Annotated in this window: 13 protein-coding genes; 10 read left to right on the top strand and 3 right to left on the bottom strand. The window is 75.0% G+C overall.

Translation table 11 applies throughout. From position 1 onward, the window contains the following. Positions 1-137: 137 nt before the first annotated feature. From pyrG to ABEB06_RS27565, 10 genes are all read left to right on the top strand, one after another. Complete coding sequence (pyrG, locus tag ABEB06_RS27520) at positions 138-1,814, top strand: CTP synthase (RefSeq protein ID WP_345699579.1); 1,677 nt, start codon at positions 138-140, stop codon at positions 1,812-1,814. A 120-nt stretch (positions 1,815-1,934) separates the two neighbouring features. Continuing rightward, the gene (locus ABEB06_RS27525; protein WP_345699580.1) at positions 1,935-2,561 is read left to right on the top strand and encodes an NUDIX domain-containing protein; all 627 of its coding nucleotides are present in this window, start codon (positions 1,935-1,937) and stop codon (positions 2,559-2,561) included. A 780-nt stretch (positions 2,562-3,341) separates the two neighbouring features. Further along, complete coding sequence (locus ABEB06_RS27530; RefSeq protein ID WP_345699581.1) at positions 3,342-5,555, top strand: ATP-binding protein; 2,214 nt, start codon at positions 3,342-3,344, stop codon at positions 5,553-5,555. 241 nt (positions 5,556-5,796) lie between these two features. After that, entirely contained in the window at positions 5,797-6,912 is a 1,116-nt protein-coding gene (ald, locus tag ABEB06_RS27535) for an alanine dehydrogenase (RefSeq protein ID WP_345699582.1), read from the top strand. Between the two features lie 469 nt (positions 6,913-7,381). Beyond that, positions 7,382-8,443 (top strand): ParA family protein, encoded by a 1,062-nt coding sequence (locus tag ABEB06_RS27540; protein WP_345702007.1) that lies wholly within the window; start codon positions 7,382-7,384, stop codon positions 8,441-8,443. Then, positions 8,440-9,027 carry a hypothetical protein gene (locus ABEB06_RS27545; RefSeq protein ID WP_345699583.1) on the top strand — a complete coding sequence of 196 codons (588 nt, stop codon included), beginning with the start codon at positions 8,440-8,442 and terminating at the stop codon, positions 9,025-9,027. Before ABEB06_RS27540 ends, ABEB06_RS27545 begins: the two co-directional genes overlap by 4 nt. 68 nt (positions 9,028-9,095) lie before the next feature. Then, positions 9,096-9,956: a segregation and condensation protein A gene (locus ABEB06_RS27550; RefSeq protein ID WP_345699584.1), complete on the top strand. Its 861-nt coding sequence runs from the start codon at positions 9,096-9,098 to the stop codon at positions 9,954-9,956. Positions 9,957-10,246: 290 nt separating this feature from the next. Beyond that, positions 10,247-10,846 carry an SMC-Scp complex subunit ScpB gene (gene scpB, locus ABEB06_RS27555; RefSeq protein ID WP_425559805.1) on the top strand — a complete coding sequence of 200 codons (600 nt, stop codon included), beginning with the start codon at positions 10,247-10,249 and terminating at the stop codon, positions 10,844-10,846. After that, the gene (locus tag ABEB06_RS27560) at positions 10,839-12,134 is read left to right on the top strand and encodes a pseudouridine synthase (RefSeq protein WP_345699585.1); all 1,296 of its coding nucleotides are present in this window, start codon (positions 10,839-10,841) and stop codon (positions 12,132-12,134) included. The genes scpB and ABEB06_RS27560 overlap by 8 nt, the downstream gene beginning before the upstream one ends. Positions 12,135-12,342: 208 nt before the next feature. Further along, a complete protein-coding gene (locus tag ABEB06_RS27565; protein ID WP_345699586.1) occupies positions 12,343-13,323 on the top strand; it encodes a TrmB family transcriptional regulator in 981 nt (326 codons plus the stop codon). Between the two features lie 72 nt (positions 13,324-13,395). Here the strand turns inward: ABEB06_RS27565 and ABEB06_RS27570 are convergent, their stop codons facing one another. From ABEB06_RS27570 to ABEB06_RS27580, 3 genes are read right to left on the bottom strand one after another with little or no spacing between them, the layout of a single operon-like run. Further along, positions 13,396-13,758 carry a DUF952 domain-containing protein gene (locus ABEB06_RS27570; RefSeq protein WP_345699587.1) on the bottom strand — a complete coding sequence of 121 codons (363 nt, stop codon included), beginning with the start codon at positions 13,756-13,758 and terminating at the stop codon, positions 13,396-13,398. 37 nt (positions 13,759-13,795) lie between these two features. Then, positions 13,796-15,382 (bottom strand): mucoidy inhibitor MuiA family protein, encoded by a 1,587-nt coding sequence (locus ABEB06_RS27575; protein ID WP_345699588.1) that lies wholly within the window; start codon positions 15,380-15,382, stop codon positions 13,796-13,798. A gap of 3 nt (positions 15,383-15,385) precedes the next feature. After that, positions 15,386-17,572 carry a DUF4139 domain-containing protein gene (locus tag ABEB06_RS27580; RefSeq protein ID WP_345699589.1) on the bottom strand — a complete coding sequence of 729 codons (2,187 nt, stop codon included), beginning with the start codon at positions 17,570-17,572 and terminating at the stop codon, positions 15,386-15,388. Positions 17,573-18,027: the final 455 nt, after the last annotated feature.

Here is an 18,027-nt window from a genome sequence, read left to right on the forward strand (position 1 = left end):
GGGGCCCGCCGCGACACGCGCGGACGCCTCCTCGCCGTCGCACTGATACGCTGGTATCCCGTGGACTGGTGGGCAGGACAGGCGGACAGCCCCTCCACCGGCGTCACCCTCGACACGCGACCCACGGGAGCCCCCTCTTGGCACAGCCCCATTCCGGCAAGTCGGCCTCCGGCCGCGCCGTGACGACCAAGCACCTCTTCGTCACCGGGGGTGTCGCCTCTTCGCTCGGCAAGGGGCTCACCGCCTCCAGCCTCGGCGCCCTGCTCAAGGCACGCGGCCTGCGCGTGACGATGCAGAAGCTCGACCCGTACCTCAACGTGGACCCGGGCACGATGAACCCGTTCCAGCACGGTGAGGTCTTCGTCACCGACGACGGCGCCGAGACCGACCTGGACATCGGCCACTACGAGCGGTTCCTCGACACCAACCTGCACGGCTCGGCGAACGTCACCACCGGCCAGGTGTACTCGACGGTCATCGCCAAGGAGCGCCGCGGCGAGTACCTGGGCGACACCGTCCAGGTCATCCCGCACATCACCAACGAGATCAAGTCCCGGATCCGCCGGATGGCGACCGAGGACGTCGACGTGGTCATCACCGAGGTCGGCGGCACCGTCGGCGACATCGAGTCGCTGCCGTTTCTGGAGGCGGTCCGCCAGGTCCGCCACGAGGTCGGCCGGGACAACGTCTTCTTCGTCCACGTCTCCCTGCTGCCGTACATCGGCCCCTCGGGCGAGCTGAAGACCAAGCCCACCCAGCACTCCGTCGCCGCGCTGCGCAACATCGGCATCCAGCCGGACGCGATCGTGCTGCGCGCCGACCGCGAGGTCCCGCAGGCCATCAAGCGCAAGATCTCGCTGATGTGCGACGTGGACGAGGAGGCCGTGGTCGCGGCCATCGACGCCAAGTCGATCTACGACATCCCCAAGGTGCTGCACGGCGAGGGCCTGGACGCGTACGTGGTGCGCCGCCTCGACCTGGCGTTCCGCGACGTCGACTGGACCACCTGGGACGACCTGCTGCGCCGCGTCCACGAGCCGCAGCACGAGGTCAAGGTCGCGCTGGTCGGCAAGTACATCGACCTGCCGGACGCGTACCTGTCGGTCACCGAGGCGCTGCGCGCCGGCGGCTTCGCCAACAACGCGCGGGTCCAGATCAAGTGGGTCACCTCCGACGACTGCCTGACCCCCGAGGGCGCGCAGGAGCAGCTCGGCGACGTCGACGCGATCTGCATCCCCGGTGGCTTCGGCGACCGCGGTGTGGACGGCAAGGTCGCCGCCATCACCTACGGCCGCGAGAACCGCATCCCGCTGCTGGGCCTGTGCCTGGGCCTGCAGTGCGTGGTCATCGAGGCGGCGCGCAACCTGGCGGGCCTGCCGGAGGCCAACTCGACCGAGTTCGACGCGGCCGCCAAGTACCCGGTGATCTCGACCATGGCCGAGCAGCTGGCGATCGTCGACGGCAAGGGCGACCTGGGCGGCACCATGCGCCTGGGCCTCTACCCGGCGAAGCTCGCCGAGGGCTCGATCGTGCGCGAGGTCTACGGCGGCGAGCAGTACGTCGAGGAGCGCCACCGCCACCGCTACGAGGTCAACAACGCGTACCGCGCCGACCTGGAGAAGACCGGCCTGCAGTTCTCCGGCCTGTCCCCGAAGGGCGACCTGGTGGAGTACGTCGAGTACCCGCGCGAGGTGCACCCCTACCTGGTCGCCACCCAGGCGCACCCGGAGCTGAAGTCCCGCCCGACCCGCCCGCACCCGCTGTTCGCGGGTCTGGTGGCGGCGGCCATCAAGATCAAGACCGGCGAGCAGTAAGCCCCTGCCGGCAGTCGGGCGGCGGTCGTGCGGATGTGTTCCGCACGGCCGCCGTTCGGCGTTTCCGGGCGCGGCGTGGCGTAGATTGTGTCGTACTGACGAAAAGGGGAGTGGTGCGACATGGCCGAGCAGGTTCGGGACACGGCGGAGCAGTGGCCGGAGCGGAACGGATCCACGCCGTTCCAGGGCAGGGTGACCGGGGTGCGGACCGAGGAGGTCCGGATGCCGGACGGGAGCTGGGCGCGGCGCGACTACCAGCTGCACCCCGGGTCGGTGGCGGTGCTCGCCCTCGACGCGGACCAGCGCGTGCTGGTGCTCCGCCAGTACCGCCACCCGGTGAAGCGGCGCCTGTGGGAGCTGCCGGCCGGCCTGCTGGACGTGCCCGGCGAGAACCCGCTGCACGCCGCCCAGCGGGAGCTCTACGAGGAGGCGCACTGCAAGGCCGGTGAGTGGCGGGTCCTGGTCGACCTCTACACCTCGCCGGGCGGCTCGAACGAGGCGCTGCGCCTGTTCGTGGCGACCGACCTCGCCGAGGCGGAGGAGGAGCGGTACGCCGCGCACGGGGAGGAACTGGAGATCGAGACGGCCCGGGTGCCGCTCGCCGAGCTGGTCCGGCTGGTCCTCGCGGGGGAACTGCAGAGCCCGACCATGGTCAGCGGGGTGCTGGCGCTCAACGCGGCGCTCGCCACGGGCGGCCTCGACGCGCTGCGCCCGGCGGACAGCCCCTGGTCGGCCCGGCCGTTCTGACGGCCCCGTGCGGGCGGCCCGCGCTGCGCCCGGCGGGCGCCCGCTCGGTGCACTGCCGCCGTGCGGCGCGCTCCCCGGAGGGGAAGGCCGCCTGAGCGGGTGGCCCTCCGGGCGGGGTGTGGTGGGGTGCCCTCCCTTCGGCTGCCTGCCGCTTCGCGGAGCGGCCGCAGGCGCGGGGTGGCGGGCGGGGCCGCTCGGCGGACTGCCGCCGTGCGGCGCGGTCCCCGGAGGGGGCGGTCGCCCGAGTGGACGGCCCTCCGGGCGGCGGGGTGGGGGGCGAGCCAGCGGGTGTCCTCCCTCCAGCTGCCGCTGCTTCGCGCCGCGGCGGCGGGCGCGGGTGGCGGGCGGGAGAGCGGACGGGCCGGTGAGGCTGCCGGGCGTCTGCCTTCGGCCGGAGGGGCCCGCTCGGTGCGTCCCGTCGGCGGACTGCCGCTGTGCGGCGCTGCCCCCGGAGGGGACGGTCGCCCGAGCGGGTGGCCCTCCCGGCGGGGTTGCCCGACTGCCTGCCTGCCGCTTCGCGGAGCGGCCGAAGGCGCGGGGTGGCGGGCGGGGCCCGTTCGGCGGACTGCCGCTGTGCGGGGCGGTCCCCGGAGGGGGCGGTCACCCGAGCGGGTGGCCCTCCGGGCGGGTGGGGGCGAGCCGGCGGTTGATCCGGTGGGGTGATTCGGCGGTTGGTAGTACCGGATGTCAGCTCGGCTGGCGCGCGGGCTCGAACTACGCTTCGCGAACAGGGTCCGAGGTGGGCCGGGTCGGCTGAGCGACTGGTCGGGAGTGGCGCGGGTGGCGAGGAAGACGGCGACGATCGACGAGCAGCCCGCCGCGACGGGCGGGCCCGACCTGCTGCCCGCCACCGTCGCGCCATTCGGCGGGCGCGGCACCGAGCTGGCGGCCCTCGCGCAGGCGGCTGCCCGTCCCGGCAAGGGCCGGGGCCGGATCGTGGTGCTGGCCGGCCGCCCCGGCTCCGGTCGGACCTCGCTCGCCGTCCGCTACGCCCGCTCGGTCGCCGCGGACTACCCCGACGGCCTGCTGTACGCCCGGCTCTCCGCCCCCGACGGCACCCGGGTCGAGGCCGGCCGGGCCGCCCGGCTGCTGCTCGAGCAGCTGGGCGGCGCGGTCGAGGCGCTGCTGCCGGGTGGCACCGGAGACGACCCGGCGTGCGAGGCGCTGCGCGCCGAACTCGGCGGGCGGCGGGCGCTGCTGCTGCTCGACGACGTCCGGGACGCCGCGCAGGTGGGGCCGCTGCTCGCCGAGAAGACCGAGTCGCTGGTCCTCGCCACCACCTTCGGGCCGCTCACCGGGATCGAGGGCATCGACCCGGTGATCCTGGGCGGGCTCGACCAGTCCGTCGCGGTGCGCCTGCTCGGCGAACTGGTCGGCGGCACCCGGATCAGCTGCGACCCGGCCGGCGCCGGCGACCTCGCCGAGGCGTGCGCGGGCCGTCCGGCGGCCCTGCGGATGATGGCCGGCTGGCTGCGGGCCAACCCGCAGGCCGCGGTCACGGACGCCGCGAAGGCCCTGCACCCGCCGACCGAGGAGGACGCGACGGCGCGGCCGCGGGCCCGGGGCGGCCAGTGGTTCGGCGGCCGGAGCGGCAAGGGCGGCAAGGCGGCCGAGGCGGGGGAGGAGCGGAAGGGCGGTCGTGCGGGCACGGAGCCCCCGGTGCCCGGGGGGACCGCCGCGGACGCGGAGCGGGCGGGTTCCCGCCACGGGGGCGGTGGCGACGGCGCGGCCGGGGGCGAGGGACGCGCGAGCGGTGCGCGCGTGGACGCCGCCGGCGGTACGGCCTCCGCGGGGCGGACCGGGGGTACCAGGAACGGGGCCGGGCGGGACGGGGCTGGGCGGGACGGGGCCGCGCGGGACGGGGCGCCGGAGGTGCGGCGGGAGCCCCGGGAGGCGGAGCCGGTGCCGGTGGCGGACAGCGATCCGCTGAAGGGTGCCTTCGAACTGCTCTACCGGCGGCTGCCGGCCGCCCGGGCGCGGATGCTGCGGATGCTGACCCTCGCCCCCGCGCAGCTCGCGGACCTGCGGATCGCCTCCGCCCTGGTCGGCTGCCCCGCGCCGGAGGCCGGGGAGGCGCTGGAGCAGCTGGCCGAGCAGGAGCTGCTGGAACGCGAGCCGGCGGCCGCCGACGGCACCCGGCGCTACTGGGTGCCGGGCCGGCTGTACGTCCGCCTGGTCGAGCTGCGCGAGGAGCAGGACCGTCCGTCCGAGGTCGAGCTGGCCCGGGCCCGGATGCTGGAACGGCTGGTCCGGCTGGTCGACTCGGCGCGGATGCTGCTCGACCCGGCGGCCGGCCCCAACCCGGACCCGCTGCCCGGGCCGCTGCGGCTGCGCACCGCCGCCCACGCGGCCGGCTGGCTCGCCGAGGAGCGCGAGCAGCTGCTCGCGGCCGTGGCGAGCGCGGTCGGCGAGGGCGACCTGGACGGGACCGCCGGCCGTCTGGTCACCGCCCTGCTGCGGGCCCTGCCGCTGACCGGCGCCGCCGCCCCGGCCGACCTGTACCAGCTGCACGAGTCCGTGCTGGAGGTCGCGATGCGGCAGCGGGCCCCGCGCCGGGCCGCGGCCGCCCTGCTCAACCTCGCCGACCTGCAGGCGGCGGCCGCCCACTGGGAGCGGGCCGACGGGCAGTACCGGCAGGCGGTCGACCGGGCCAGGGAGGCGGGCGACGAGCCCGGCTGCGCCCGCGCGATGGAGGGCGCGGGCAACGCCCAGCGGGCGCTCGCCGACCCGGTGCGCGCCGCGGATTGGTACGGCCGGGCGCTCGCCCTGCGCCAGGGGTTCGGCGACCGGGCCGGCGAGGCGAGGCTGCTGGCCCGGCTCGGCGAGGCGCACGCCGCCCAGCGCCGCTTCGAGGAGGCGCTGCGCGAGTACCGCGCGGCGGCCGGAGTGCTGCGCCGCCTGGGCGACGCCCGGGGCGAGGCGGCCGTGACGGCCACCCTGCACCGCCTGCAGCAGCGGCTCGATCAAGAGGGTAAAAGCCTGATTCAGGAGTAGTGTCTGATATGGGTGTTTTACTGTGCTTTGGCGCCTGAAGTGCCCTGCAAGCCTACGAACCTGCCAATGGGTCCGGCGGATTTAGTCACTTTGGAAGGCTGACGGATCCGCTGGGCTTCATTACACTCGACAGCAGTCGCGCAGCGAACCGTGCCCCGGCGTATCCGGCGGCCCCTGTCGTGCGCGCCGCCCGCCGGTCTTCTCCGGTAGGGACCCCCATGGCAAGAGGACGTGTTTAGCCGTGAAGGTCGGCATCCCCCGCGAGGTCAAGAACCACGAGTACCGCGTGGCCATCACGCCCGCCGGCGTGCATGAGCTGGTCCGCAACGGACACGAGGTCGTCATCGAGGACAACGCCGGTCTCGGCTCCTCGATCCCCAACGAGGAGTACGTGGCCGCCGGCGCCACCATCCTCCCCACCGCCGACGAGGTGTGGGCCGCCGCCGACCTGCTGCTGAAGGTCAAGGAGCCCATCGCCGAGGAGTACCACCGTCTGCGCAAGGGCCAGACCGTCTTCACGTACCTCCACCTCGCCGCGGACCGCGCCGGCACCGACGCACTGGTCGCCTCCGGCACCACCGCCATCGCGTACGAGACCGTGCAGCTGGGCAACGGCGCGCTGCCGCTGCTCGCCCCGATGTCCGAGGTCGCGGGCCGTCTCGCCCCGCAGGTCGGCTCCTACCACCTGATGCGTCCGGCCGGCGGCCGCGGCGTCCTCCCCGGCGGCGTGCCCGGCACCCACCCGGCCAAGGCCGTCGTCATCGGCGGTGGCGTCTCCGGTTGGCACGCCGCCACCATCGCCATCGGCATGGGCTACGACGTGACCCTGCTCGACCGCGACATCAACAAGCTGCGCGAGGCCGACAAGATCTTCGGCAACAAGATCAAGGCCATCATGTCCAACAGCTTCGAGCTGGAGAAGGCCGTCCTGGAGGCCGACCTGGTCATCGGCGCCGTCCTCATCCCGGGCGCCAAGGCCCCGAAGCTCGTCACCAACGAGCTGGTCTCCCGCATGAAGCCGGGCTCCGTGCTCGTCGACATCGCGATCGACCAGGGCGGCTGCTTCGAGGACTCCCGTCCCACCACGCACGCGAACCCGACCTTCGAGGTCCACAACTCGGTGTTCTACTGCGTCGCCAACATGCCGGGCGCCGTCCCGAACACCTCCACCTACGCGCTGACCAACGCGACGCTGCCGTACGTCGTCGAGCTGGCCAACCGCGGGTGGAAGGAGGCGCTGCGCCGCGACGCCGCGCTCGCCAAGGGCCTGAACGTCCACGAGGGCCAGATCACCTACGCGGCCGTCGCCGAGGCCTTCGGCCTGCCGTCGGTCTCCCTGGAGAGCGTCCTCGCCTGACGCCGCCGCACGACGAACGCCCCCGGCCCGCTCCCCTCGGGCCGGGGGCGTTTCGGCGTGCCTGCCGCCCGCCCCACCTGCGGCGCGCCGACCGATCCGGACGGGTCGGTCAATTTCTGTGCGTCGTGTCACCCGCTCTGTCGACAATGGCATCTGACGCGACCTCGGGGGAGGATCGGGGTCCGCAGAAACGTTAGGGTCGTAGGGCAGCTCATCCCTTGACAGTGAGGCGATGAACGGCCGACACATCATGCCCACTACCGTGGATTGTGTTGCTGCGAACGCCTGCAACGGCCTAGAGTCGCAAACCGTCGGCATGCTGCCACGCTGACGAATCGACATAGAGTCCTGGACGCCCAAGGAGGTAAGACGACTTGTGAATGAGTCGACATTTGCTCCCGGGGGTGGTCAGCCAGGACTGGCGGAGCTCTCCGCCGGGCAGCCGAACGACGAGGCCCGGCAGGCCACGGTGGGCGCGGTGGAGGTCGGCTCGGTCGCGGTCCGCACCTTCGAGGCGCGGCAGAGCGCCGCTCCCGCCGCCCCCGACTTCGACGCGGACTTCGCGGCGTACGGGCTGTCCTACAGCGAGCTGGCCTACGGCCCCTACGACGACCCGGACGCCGAGTACGAGCCGGACCCGGAGTACGCCGCCACCCTGGCGCCCGACGCCGCCCGCCAGCGCCGCGAGCGGGTCGGCCCGACCGGCCGGCCGCTGCCGTACTTCCCGATCCCCGCGCCGCTGGCCGAGCACGGCCCCGCGCAGATCATCGCGATGTGCAACCAGAAGGGCGGCGTCGGCAAGACCACGTCGACCATCAACCTGGGTGCCGCGCTGGCGGAGTACGGCCGCCGGGTGCTCCTGGTCGACTTCGACCCGCAGGGGGCGCTGTCGGTCGGCCTGGGCGTCAACCCGATGGAGCTGGACGTCACCGTCTACAACCTGCTGATGGAGCGGGGACTGACGGCCGATGAGGTGCTGCTGAAGACCGCGGTGCCCGGCATGGACCTGCTGCCGTCCAACATCGACCTGTCCGCCGCCGAGGTGCAGCTGGTCAGCGAGGTCGCCCGCGAGTCGGCGCTGGCCCGCGCGCTGAAGCCGCTGCTGCCCGACTACGACTACGTCATCATCGACTGCCAGCCGTCCCTCGGCCTGCTGACGGTCAACGCGCTGACGGCGGCTCACAGCGTGATCGTGCCGCTGGAGTGCGAGTTCTTCGCGCTGCGCGGTGTCGCGCTGCTCACCGAGACGATCGAGAAGGTCTGCGAGCGCCTCAACCCGGAGCTCCGCCTGGACGGCATCCTCGCCACCATGTACGACTCGCGCACCGTGCACAGCCGCGAGGTGCTGGCGCGCGTCGTGGAGGCCTTCGGCGAGCACGTGTTCCACACGGTCATCGGGCGGACCGTCCGGTTCCCGGAGACCACGGTGGCCGGCGAGCCGATCACCACGTACGCGACCAACTCGGTCGGCGCCGCCGCCTACCGCCAGCTCGCCAGGGAGGTGCTCGACCGGTGCCGCCCCGCCGAGTGAGTCTCCCCGGGGCCGACGAGCTGTTCCGGGCCACCGGGGGAATGGCCCTGTCGCCCTCCCTCGCCCGGTCGGGCGAGGGCCGCACGGAGACCGCCCGCACCGCCGAGCCCGGCAGCGCGCCGGCCGACGGCGGCCGGGCGAACGGCGCACCGGTCAACGGCGCGGCCAACGGCGTACCGGGGCCCGCCGGCCCGGCGGGCGGCCCGCAGGCCGGCAGCGGGGCCGTGGCGGCCCCGAGAGGCGCCGCCGAGGGTCAGGTGCCCGGGCAGGGCGCCGGGGCCCGCAGCGGCCCGCACGCGGCCGCTGCGGAGGAGGCCGCGGACGGGGTCCGCCGCCCCCGCGCGCCGCGCGGCCGCGCCCCGCGCCGCCCCACCGGGCGCGAGCGGCACGACGAGAAGATCACCGTGTACGTCTCCGCCGAGGAGCTGATGGACCTCGAGAGCGCCCGTCTGGTGCTGCGCGGGGAGCACGGTCTGGCGGTCGACCGCGGTCGGGTGGTCCGGGAGGCCATCTCGGTCGTGCTGGCCGACCTGGAGCAGCGCGGCGAGGCGTCGATCCTGGTCCGCCGCCTGCGCGGCCGGTGAGCAGCCGCTAGCGCGAGCTCGCGCGCCACTGCCCGTCCGCCCCGACCGGGTGCGAGGATGGGCGGGTCATGACGGGTCCGGGTGTGCCGCAGCAGGTCGCCGGCGTCTCCGAGGCGGAGGCGCGCGGGGGCTTCCAGGTGCGGCTGGCCAACTTCGAGGGCCCGTTCGACCTGCTGCTGAGCCTGATCGCCAAGCACAAGCTGGACGTCACCGAGGTCGCCCTCTCCAAGGTCACCGACGAGTTCGTGGCGCACATCCGGGCGATGGGGCCGGAGTGGGACCTGGACGCGGCCACCGAGTTCCTGGTGGTGGCGGCGACCCTGCTCGACCTCAAGGCGGCCCGGCTGCTGCCGGCCGCCGAGATCGAGGACGAGGAGGACCTGGCGCTGCTGGAGGCGCGCGACCTGCTGTTCGCGCGGTTGCTGCAGTACCGGGCGTACAAGCAGGCGGCGGCCGTCTTCGCGGAGCGCTGGGCGGCCGAGCTGCTCTCCCGCCCGCGCACCGTCGGCCTGGAGCCGCACCACGCGGAGCTGCTGCCCGAGGTGGTGCTCACCATCGGCCCCGAGCGCTTCGCGCAGCTCGCCGCGAAGGCGATGGCGCCGAAGCCGAAGCCGGTGGTGTACGTCGACCACATCCACACCCCGCCGGTGAGCGTGCGCGAGCAGGCGGCGCTGGTGGTCGACCGGCTGACCGCGCTCGGCGAGGCGAGCTTCGGCCGGCTGGTCGCGGACGCGGAGAACACCCTGGTGGTGGTCGCGCGCTTCCTCGCGCTGCTGGAGCTCTACCGGGAGAAGGCGCTGGACTTCGAGCAGCCGGAGGCGCTCGGGGAGCTGCTGGTGCGCTGGGTCGCGGAGACCGACCGGCAGGTCGAGGTGACGGACGAGTTCGACCGCCCGCCGGGCGGGAGCAGGGAGGACGATCCCGCATGACCGCCAAGCAGCCGCGCCGCGCCCTCGGCCTGCCCGGGCAGGTCCGCCCGGGGGAGTGGCAGGAGTCGGCGTACGCGGAGCAGCCCGACCCGCTGCCCGACCCGCTGCCCGAGCCCGGCGCGGAGCCCGCCGCCGAATCCGTCGTCGCGCCCGCCGCCGATCGACTTCCCGGGCGGATTCCCGAACCGGGCCCCGCACCGGGCCCGGAGCCGGGCTCGGAACCGGCCGCCGGGGAGCCGGCGCTCGACGAGCTCGGGGTACCGCTGGGCGCCGCGCTGGAGGCGGTGCTGATGGTCGCCGACGAGCCGGTCCCGGAGGCGCGGCTGGCCGCGGTGCTGGACGCGCCGCGCGGCGTGGTGGGCGTGGCGCTGCGGGCGCTGTCGGCGGAGTACGCGGCCCAGGGCCGCGGTTTCGACCTGCGGCTGGTGGCGGGCGGCTGGCGTTTCTACAGCAGGCCGGAGTGCGCGGCGGCGGTCGACCGCTTCGTTCTGGACGGCCAGCAGGCCCGGTTGACGCAGGCGGCGCTGGAGACGCTGGCGGTGGTCGCGTACCGGCAGCCGGTGTCGCGCGGACGGGTCTCTGCGGTACGCGGTGTGAACTGTGACGGCGTGATGCGTACCCTGGTACAGCGAGGACTGGTGGAAGAAGCCGGATCCGAGCCCGAAACCGGAGCGATCCTGTATCGGACGACGAACCACTTCCTGGAACGGATGGGGCTGCGCGGCCTGGATGAGCTGCCGGAGCTCGCGCCCTTCCTGCCCGAGGTCGACGACGTAGAAGCGGAGTCCCTCGAAGGCACGGTGATCGCGGAGGCGGTCGCGGCTGCACAGGACGGGCCGAACCAGGCGGCAGACCAGACGGATACGACGTACGGACATTTTGATGCGTAGCAGTGGCAGCAACGGTAGGAACAGCGGCGGCCAGGGCCGGGGCGGACAGAACAACAGCAGGGGTGGGCAGCAGGGTCGGGGCGGTTCGTCCTACGGGGGCGGCTCGGGCGGTCGGGGCGGTTCGTCCTACGGCGGCGGCTCCGGCGGTCGGGGCGGCTCGTCCTACGGCGGCGGCTCCGGCGGTCGGGGCGGCTCGTCCTACGGCGGCGGCTCCGGCGGCCGTGGTGGCTCGTACGGTGGCGGCTCGCGCGGCGGTCAGGGCGGCGGCCAGCCGCGCGACCGGCGTGACGGCGGCCGGGAGTACCCGGACCGTCCGCTGCGCCCGGAGGAGCGCCGGTACGACCGTCCCGAGTTCGGCGGCGGCCCGAACGCCACCCCGTCACGGGGTGCGTACGGCGGCCGCAAGCCCGGACCCGCGCCGCGGCCGCGCCGCGAGGGCCAGGGCGCCCCGGGTGACCCGCGGCGCCAGCCGCAGCGCTCCCGGGAGCTGCAGGCCAAGATCGAGGACGCGGTGCTGGCGCGTTACGACAAGCCGGCCGTGAAGACCCCGAAGACCTTCGGCGAGCCCGAGGGCGAGCGCCTGCAGAAGGTGCTGGCCCGCGCGGGCATGGGCAGCCGTCGGGCCTGCGAGGAGCTGATCGAGCAGGGCCGGGTCGAGGTCAACGGCGTCCTGGTCACCGAGCAGGGCAAGCGGGTCGACCCGCAGCACGACGAGATCAAGGTGGACGGCCTGACCGTCGCCACCCAGTCGTACCTGTTCTTCGCGCTGAACAAGCCGGTCGGCGTGGTCTCCACCATGGAGGACCCCGAGGGCCGGCAGTGCCTGGGCGACTACGTGACCAACCGGGAGACCCGGCTGTTCCACGTCGGCCGCCTGGACACCGAGACCGAGGGCATCATCCTGCTCACCAACCACGGCGAGCTGGCCCACCGCCTCACCCACCCCAAGTACGGCGTGACCAAGACCTACCTGGCCGCCATCACCGGTCCGATCCCGCGCGACCTCGGCAAGCAGCTGGAGCGCGGCGTGGAGCTGGAGGACGGCTTCGCCCGGGTCGACGACTTCAAGGTGGTCTCCAACCTCGGCAAGAACTACCTGGTCGAGGTGACCCTGCACGAGGGCCGCAAGCACATCGTCCGCCGCCTGCTGGCGGAGGTCGGCTTCCCGGTCGACAAGCTGGTGCGCACCCACTTCGGCCCGATCGCCCTCGGCGACCAGAAGTCGGGCTGGCTGCGCCGCCTCACCAACCCGGAGGTCGGCCAGCTGATGCGCGAGGTCGGCCTGTAGGTCGGCCTGTAGTTCGCAGCGGCCGAGGGCCCCACCGCCGTGCAGCGGTGGGGCCCTCGACGTGTTTTACCTGGGTTTTTATGTGAGCCTGGCCGCATGGCCTTGTCAGCACACATCCCGGTGGCAGAGGATTGCCACCGATGTTCGCTCCGACGCGTGGCGTAAAAGCGCCACGGCGGTCGGGGCCGGGGGTGGGGGAAGGAGCGAGGTGCTCGACTCATTCGGAGTGCTCGGCCTCGGACGGCCGGACGGGCAGGTGTACGCGGCGCTGGTGGTCGCCCCGCAGTCCACCGCGACCGAGCTGTCCGAGCAGTGCGGCCTGACGCTCCAACAGAGCCAGGACGCGCTGGACCGGTTGGCCGAGCAGGGCATGGCCACCCGCGCCCCGGTCGACCGCGAGCGCTACCTCGCCGTCGCGCCGGACGTCGCGATCGGCACCCTGATCGGCCACCGCGAGGCCCAGCTGCGCAGCGCCCGCGCCGAGATGCACCGCCTGATGGACGCCTTCCGCGAGGCGTCCCGCTACACCGACCCCGCGCACTCCGTCGAGGTGCTGACCGGCGGCGAGGCGATCGCCCAGAGGCTGGAGCACCTGGTCGACACCAGCCAGTACCAGGTGCGCGGCTTCGACTGCCCGCCGTACGTGATGGACCCGACCGTGCAGCAGCCCCGGCAGCGGGCCAAGCTCAAGTCCGGGGTGCGGATCCGGACCGTCTTCGACAAGGAGGCGATCGCCTGGCCGGGGCGCCTGGAGCAGGAGATCCTGGTCGGCGTCGCGGACGGCGAGGAGGCGCGGGTGCGGCCCGTGCTGCCGATGAAGATGATGATGTCGGACGACAAGATGGCGATCATCCCGATCTCGGTCGGGGACAGCGTCCTGGACGCGGCGTACGTGATCCACCCGTCCGCGCTGCTGCAGGCGCTGGACGCGCTGTTCGAGGCCGAGTGGGAGCGGGCGGTGCCGCTGCAGACCGCGCTCGGCGGCGGCACCGAGGGCCCCGAGCCGGAGTCCGACCACCTCAAGCTGCTCGGCCTGCTGGCCGCCGGGCTGACCGACGAGTCGATCGCCCGCTCGCTCGGCTGGTCCGCGCGCACCACCCAGCGGCGGCTGCAGGGCCTGATGCGCGAGCTCGGCTCCACCACCCGCTTCCAGGCGGGCATGGCCGCCCGCGAGCGCGGCTGGATCTAGCACCTCCCGTTTCGCCCGGCGCCGCCTCCTGCGGGCGGCGGGCCGGGCGGTGGCGGGGCGGTGGCGGGCCGGTCAGCTCCAGGGCCGCAGGGTGGCCCAGCGGCCGTCCTGACCGCGGTCCAGCTTCTCCAGGCCGACCACGGCGGTGCGGTTGAGCCGGCCGTAGATGTGCGGGAAGAGCACGCCCGGCGTGGCGCCGGGCGGCGGCCCGCCGGCCGCCGCCTCCCACTTCACCATCGGCTCGACCAGGCCCTCCTCGATCAGCAGGACCATCAGCGGGTCCGGCGTGTTCGTGAAGAACGCGTTGGCCACGGCCAGCGCCGTCTGCTCGTCCGCCGAGCAGTGGATGAACCCGTCGGTGAGCAGCGAGGCGGCGGTGTACGGGCGGCCCGGGTCGCGGAGCCAGTCGTCCAGCGGAGCGAGATGGTAGATCATGTCTCTTTTGTACCGGAGTTGACGGGCTGACGGACGGTCACAGCCCGGCGACCTTGCCCGAGGCGGACACCTCGTACACCAGGGTCACCGTGCGGCGCCCGCCCGGCGGCAGCGCGACGTCCCAGCGGACCACGCCCTCGGCGTCCAGCTCGTCCGGCACGGGTGAGCAGGACTCCTTGCGCAGCCTGACCTCCACCGCGGAGACCTCGGAGACCGGGATCCGCTCCCGCAGGGTCACCAGGCGCTCGTCGTGCTCGTCCGGGCCGGAGAAGCGCGACAGGTGCAGCCGGACCGTCCGGGTGACCACGGTGCGCTGGGTCAGCCCGGCCGAGTCGCGGCTCTCCTCGGTCTCCCGGACCACCCGGTAGCCGTCGGTGGAGCCGAACGCCAGCTCCGCCGGGGCGCCCGGCGCGGTGAATGCCAGCTCCGCCCGGCCGGTGAAGCCGCTGCCCTGCACCAGGTCCACCGGACCGGCCAGCAGCGCGTGCCCCGAGGCGTTGGTGAACCGGACCACCCGGGTGACCAGCGGCGACAGCTCCGGCGCGCAGACGAACTCGCTGCCCGCCGGGGCGGCGAAGTCGCTCAGCGGCACCCGGTGGGCCCGCCCGTCACCGGGCACCGACGCCGGATCCGCGGCGCGCAGCACCCGCACCTCGCCGCCGTCGTCCACCCCCGGCAGGCCGGTCGACCCGCCGGTGCCGGCGGGCCCGGTGTCCGAGATGACCTCCTCGCGCAGCTCCACCTCGACCGTGCGGCGCTCCTCGGCGGAGCGCTCGCGCAGCGTGAGACGGTCCTCGGTCAGCCGGGGCGGCTCACCGGCCAGCGCCGAGCGGGCCGTCGACAGCGTCAGCCGCACGCCCGACCAGTCCTCGCCGGTGCGCTGCCACACCATCGCGTCGGTCTCCAGCCGCAGCGTGCCGCCGTCCAGCGTCGCCCGGTACGCGGGGCGCCACAGCGCGCACGGAGTCAGGTGCTCCACCCGCAGGCGGGCCGGACCGGCGGCCGACGCGTCCACCGTCAGCTCGACGTACGCGGTCAGCTCGGCCGGCTCCTCCTCCGCCTCGTCCAGCGCGGCCTCCGCCTCCGCCAGCTCGGCCGCCAGCCGGGCCAGCCGGGCGCGGACGGCCCGCACCTGCTCGCCGTACGACTCGCGCTCGGCGTCCACCCGGTCCAGCTCGCGCGTCCAGCGGGCGTGCTCCACCTCGCCGCGGCCGGCGCCCTCGCCGATCTCCCGCAGCAGATCGGCGGCGAGCTGCGCGAGCAGCGCGAGGCGCGCCTCCAGGCGCTCGCGGTGGCGGGTCGCGGTGAGCTGCTCCTGCTCCAGGTCGTGGATCCGGTGGCGCAGCGGCGAGTCGTCGGCGGTCGGCGGCAGCGGGGCGCGCGGGGACCAGCTGCGGACGACCCGGGCGTCCAGCACGGTGGCGGTGCCCCGGGTGCTCTCCGTAGGGGTCAGCTCGGCGCGCAGCGAGCGGTCCACGGCCAGCGCGGTGACCGGGCCGAGGCGCAGCCGGTGGACGCCGGCCGCCAGGTCGAGGACGGTCGCGCGTTCCACCAGCGCGCGGTCCTCCAGACAGGTGACGGCGGTGACCGGCAGCGGGATCGCCGAAGCGGGCGTGTCGTTCATGGTTCAGCTCCTCCGGTTGCCGCCGACCAGGGCCTTGCCGGCCGGAATGCGGATCTCGTAGCCGCCGTCCAGCACGGCGGAGCCGCCCGCGGGCAGCTCCACCCGGCGGACGCGGGTCGACGGCGGATTGCCCGCCGGGTCGTTCACGGTGTCCGGGTCGGGCGGCGACCAGCCGGGCCGCTCCTCGATCCGGACGTCCGACTCGGAACTGACCGGGACGCGCTCGCGCACCTCGACCAGCGCCGGCCGCGCCAGGTTGTTGACCAGCTCGATCCGGACCCGGTGGTCCAGCACGGTGGTCGAGTTGAGCATCCCCGCGGACGACTCGCGCAGCTCGGTGCGGCGGGCCACCCGGATGCCCTCCGCCTGCCCCAGGCCCACCTCGCGGGTCGCGCCCGGGGCGAGCGTCGGCAGCGCGGCGGTCAGCAGGAAGTCGCCGTCCACGGTCACCTCGACCGGGCCGGCGAGCAGCGCGTGCCCGGTCGAGTTGGACAGCACCAGCGTCGCGTACACCGCCTCCTCCACGGACGGCACGCACACGTACTCGGTGCGCAGGCCCACCGGGAGCTCCGCCACCGTGACGGTGTGCCAGGTGCCGTCCGACGGGATGTCCGCCGGCGCGGCGGCGTCGTACCGGTAGTCGAAGGAACCCGCCGAGGTGCGCGGGCTGACCGCGCGGGCCGGCAGCGGCAGCGACTGGTGCAGGGCGTTCGCCTGGCGCAGCGCCTCGTCCTCCGCCGGGTCCGCCTTCGCGTCGGCGAGCAGGCGGCCGCGGTCCGCGGCCGACCGGTCGGGGCCGACGAGGGTGAGCGCGGCGTAGTCCAGCTGGGCGGTGCTGGGGTGCGGGCCGCTCGTTGGGGCCTCCGCGGCCGCGCCCGGCCCCCCTCCGCCGGGTGCTGCCGGGCCCGACGGCGCGGGCGGGGCGGCTGCTGCGGCGAAACCGGCCGGGGCGGCGAGCGTCGGCGCGGAGCGGGTGCGGCCGCCCGGGCGGGCGCTGCGCGTCACCTCCGGGGCGGCACCGCTCGGAGCCGGCGGCGGGCCGGCGAACGCGGCCGGGGCCGGGGCGATCTGCGGCGGCGGCGCGGGCATCGGCATCGGCGCAGGCAGCGCGCCGCCCGCGGTGTCGCCGAGGAACTCCGGGCTGTCGAAACCCGGGGCCGCGTAGCCCGGGCTGCCGTACGCCCCGGTGCCGTACCCGGTGCCGCCGTACCCCGCCGGGGCGCCGTACGGCTGTGGCTGCGGGGGCGGCGGAGGGGTCGCCCGGCGGGGCCGGGCCGGGCGGGCCGGGGCCGACTTCGCGGCCGCGTCCCAGCCCGCGAACAGGTCCGCGAGGCCCGGCGGCGGCTCGCGCCACCCCGACGGCGCGGGCGCCGGCTGACGGCGGCCGATCCGCACCGACCGCAGGCGCGGCAGCTCGGTACGGCGCGCCACATCCGCGGTGGACAGCGCAAGCCGCACCGACGACCAGTCCTCGCCCGTCAACTGCGCCACCGACGCGCACAGCACCAGGTGGCCCTCCGCCTCGCCGCGCCGGTGCGACAACCGGTACGACGGCACCCAGCGGGCACCCGGCACCACGTACTCCAGCTCCAGGACCACCTCGCCGGCGCCGGCCCCCGCGACCGTGAGCGCCGCCACCGAACCCGACGCCAGCGCGCCGCTCGGGCCCGCCGTCGACGCGCGGGCCAGCTCGTCCTCGGCGACCGCGAGGGCGTGGCCGGCCAGGCGCAACTCCTCGTCCAGCTCGGTGAGACGGGCGTGCAGCGCGGTCAGCCGGGCCTCCACGAAATCGGCCAGGTCCAGCCACGCCTCGGCGGGCGTGCGACGGTGCGGCTCGTCCTCGCGGCGCGGCGGGGGCGACGGGCGGAGCGTCGCCACCTCGTCGATCCGGGCGCGATGACGGCTCCGCCGCTCCGAGAGCGCCTCGTACTCCTCGCGCAGCGCCTCCACCCGGGTCCGCAGTTCCGGCAGCTCCCGCGCCGTCGCCGGCCGGGCCTCCGTCTCCACCCGCGCCTCGGTCACCCGGCCGCCGCCGTCGACCACCCGGGCCCGCAGCGTCCCCGCCCCGAGCACCCGCGGCAGACCCGACACCCGCACCCGGCCGTCCGCCGGCACCACGCCCGCCGTCCGCCGCCGGCACACCGCACCGACCGCATGGACGACCACCGACTCCAGACTCGACTCCCACACCCGCGAACGCTCCGCCGCCACCCGCCGTACCCCCTTCGTCAGAACCCCGGCCCGGGCGCCCAGTCTGCACCCGCAGCCCGCCCCCCGACCGGGATTTCCACCTGCGCGTCGGTGTACCGGACGTCCCCCGCCACCCCCCGGTTCCGGCCCGCCGACGGTAGGACGACGAAGCACCCGCGAGCCGCCGCGTCCGGGCCCGGAAGCTCTCGCGCTGCGCGAGCCGCCGCGCCTGCGGCGGGCTTTGCGCCGCGCGCGGCGTTGCGCCTGCGGCGGGCAAGGGACGCCTGCGGCGGGCTCGCTGTGCTCAGCCCCGGATGTCCACCGCGATCACGCGACTTCGGCCTCCGGCGGGAAGTCGAACGTGCCCCCGGGGCTCGCGCCTGCGGCGGGCTTTGCGTTGCGCGCGGCGTTGCGCCTGCGGCGGGCTCGCTGTGCTCGGCCCTGGATGTCCACCG

It is taken from the genome of Kitasatospora terrestris (assembly GCF_039542905.1).
Taxonomy (GTDB): Bacteria; Actinomycetota; Actinomycetes; order Streptomycetales; family Streptomycetaceae; genus Kitasatospora; species Kitasatospora terrestris.

Excerpts from the sequence above, each read along its gene's own strand:
- scpB (WP_425559805.1), top strand. The coding sequence starts at position 10,247 with ATGGTCGCCGACGAGCCGGTCCCGGAGGCGCGGCTGGCCGCGGTGCTG.
- ABEB06_RS27550 (WP_345699584.1), top strand. The coding sequence starts at position 9,096 with ATGACGGGTCCGGGTGTGCCGCAGCAGGTCGCCGGCGTCTCCGAGGCG.
- ABEB06_RS27560 (WP_345699585.1), top strand. The coding sequence starts at position 10,839 with ATGCGTAGCAGTGGCAGCAACGGTAGGAACAGCGGCGGCCAGGGCCGG.
- ABEB06_RS27525 (WP_345699580.1), top strand. The coding sequence starts at position 1,935 with ATGGCCGAGCAGGTTCGGGACACGGCGGAGCAGTGGCCGGAGCGGAAC.
- ABEB06_RS27570 (WP_345699587.1), bottom strand. The coding sequence starts at position 13,758 with ATGATCTACCATCTCGCTCCGCTGGACGACTGGCTCCGCGACCCGGGC.
- ABEB06_RS27575 (WP_345699588.1), bottom strand. The coding sequence starts at position 15,382 with ATGAACGACACGCCCGCTTCGGCGATCCCGCTGCCGGTCACCGCCGTC.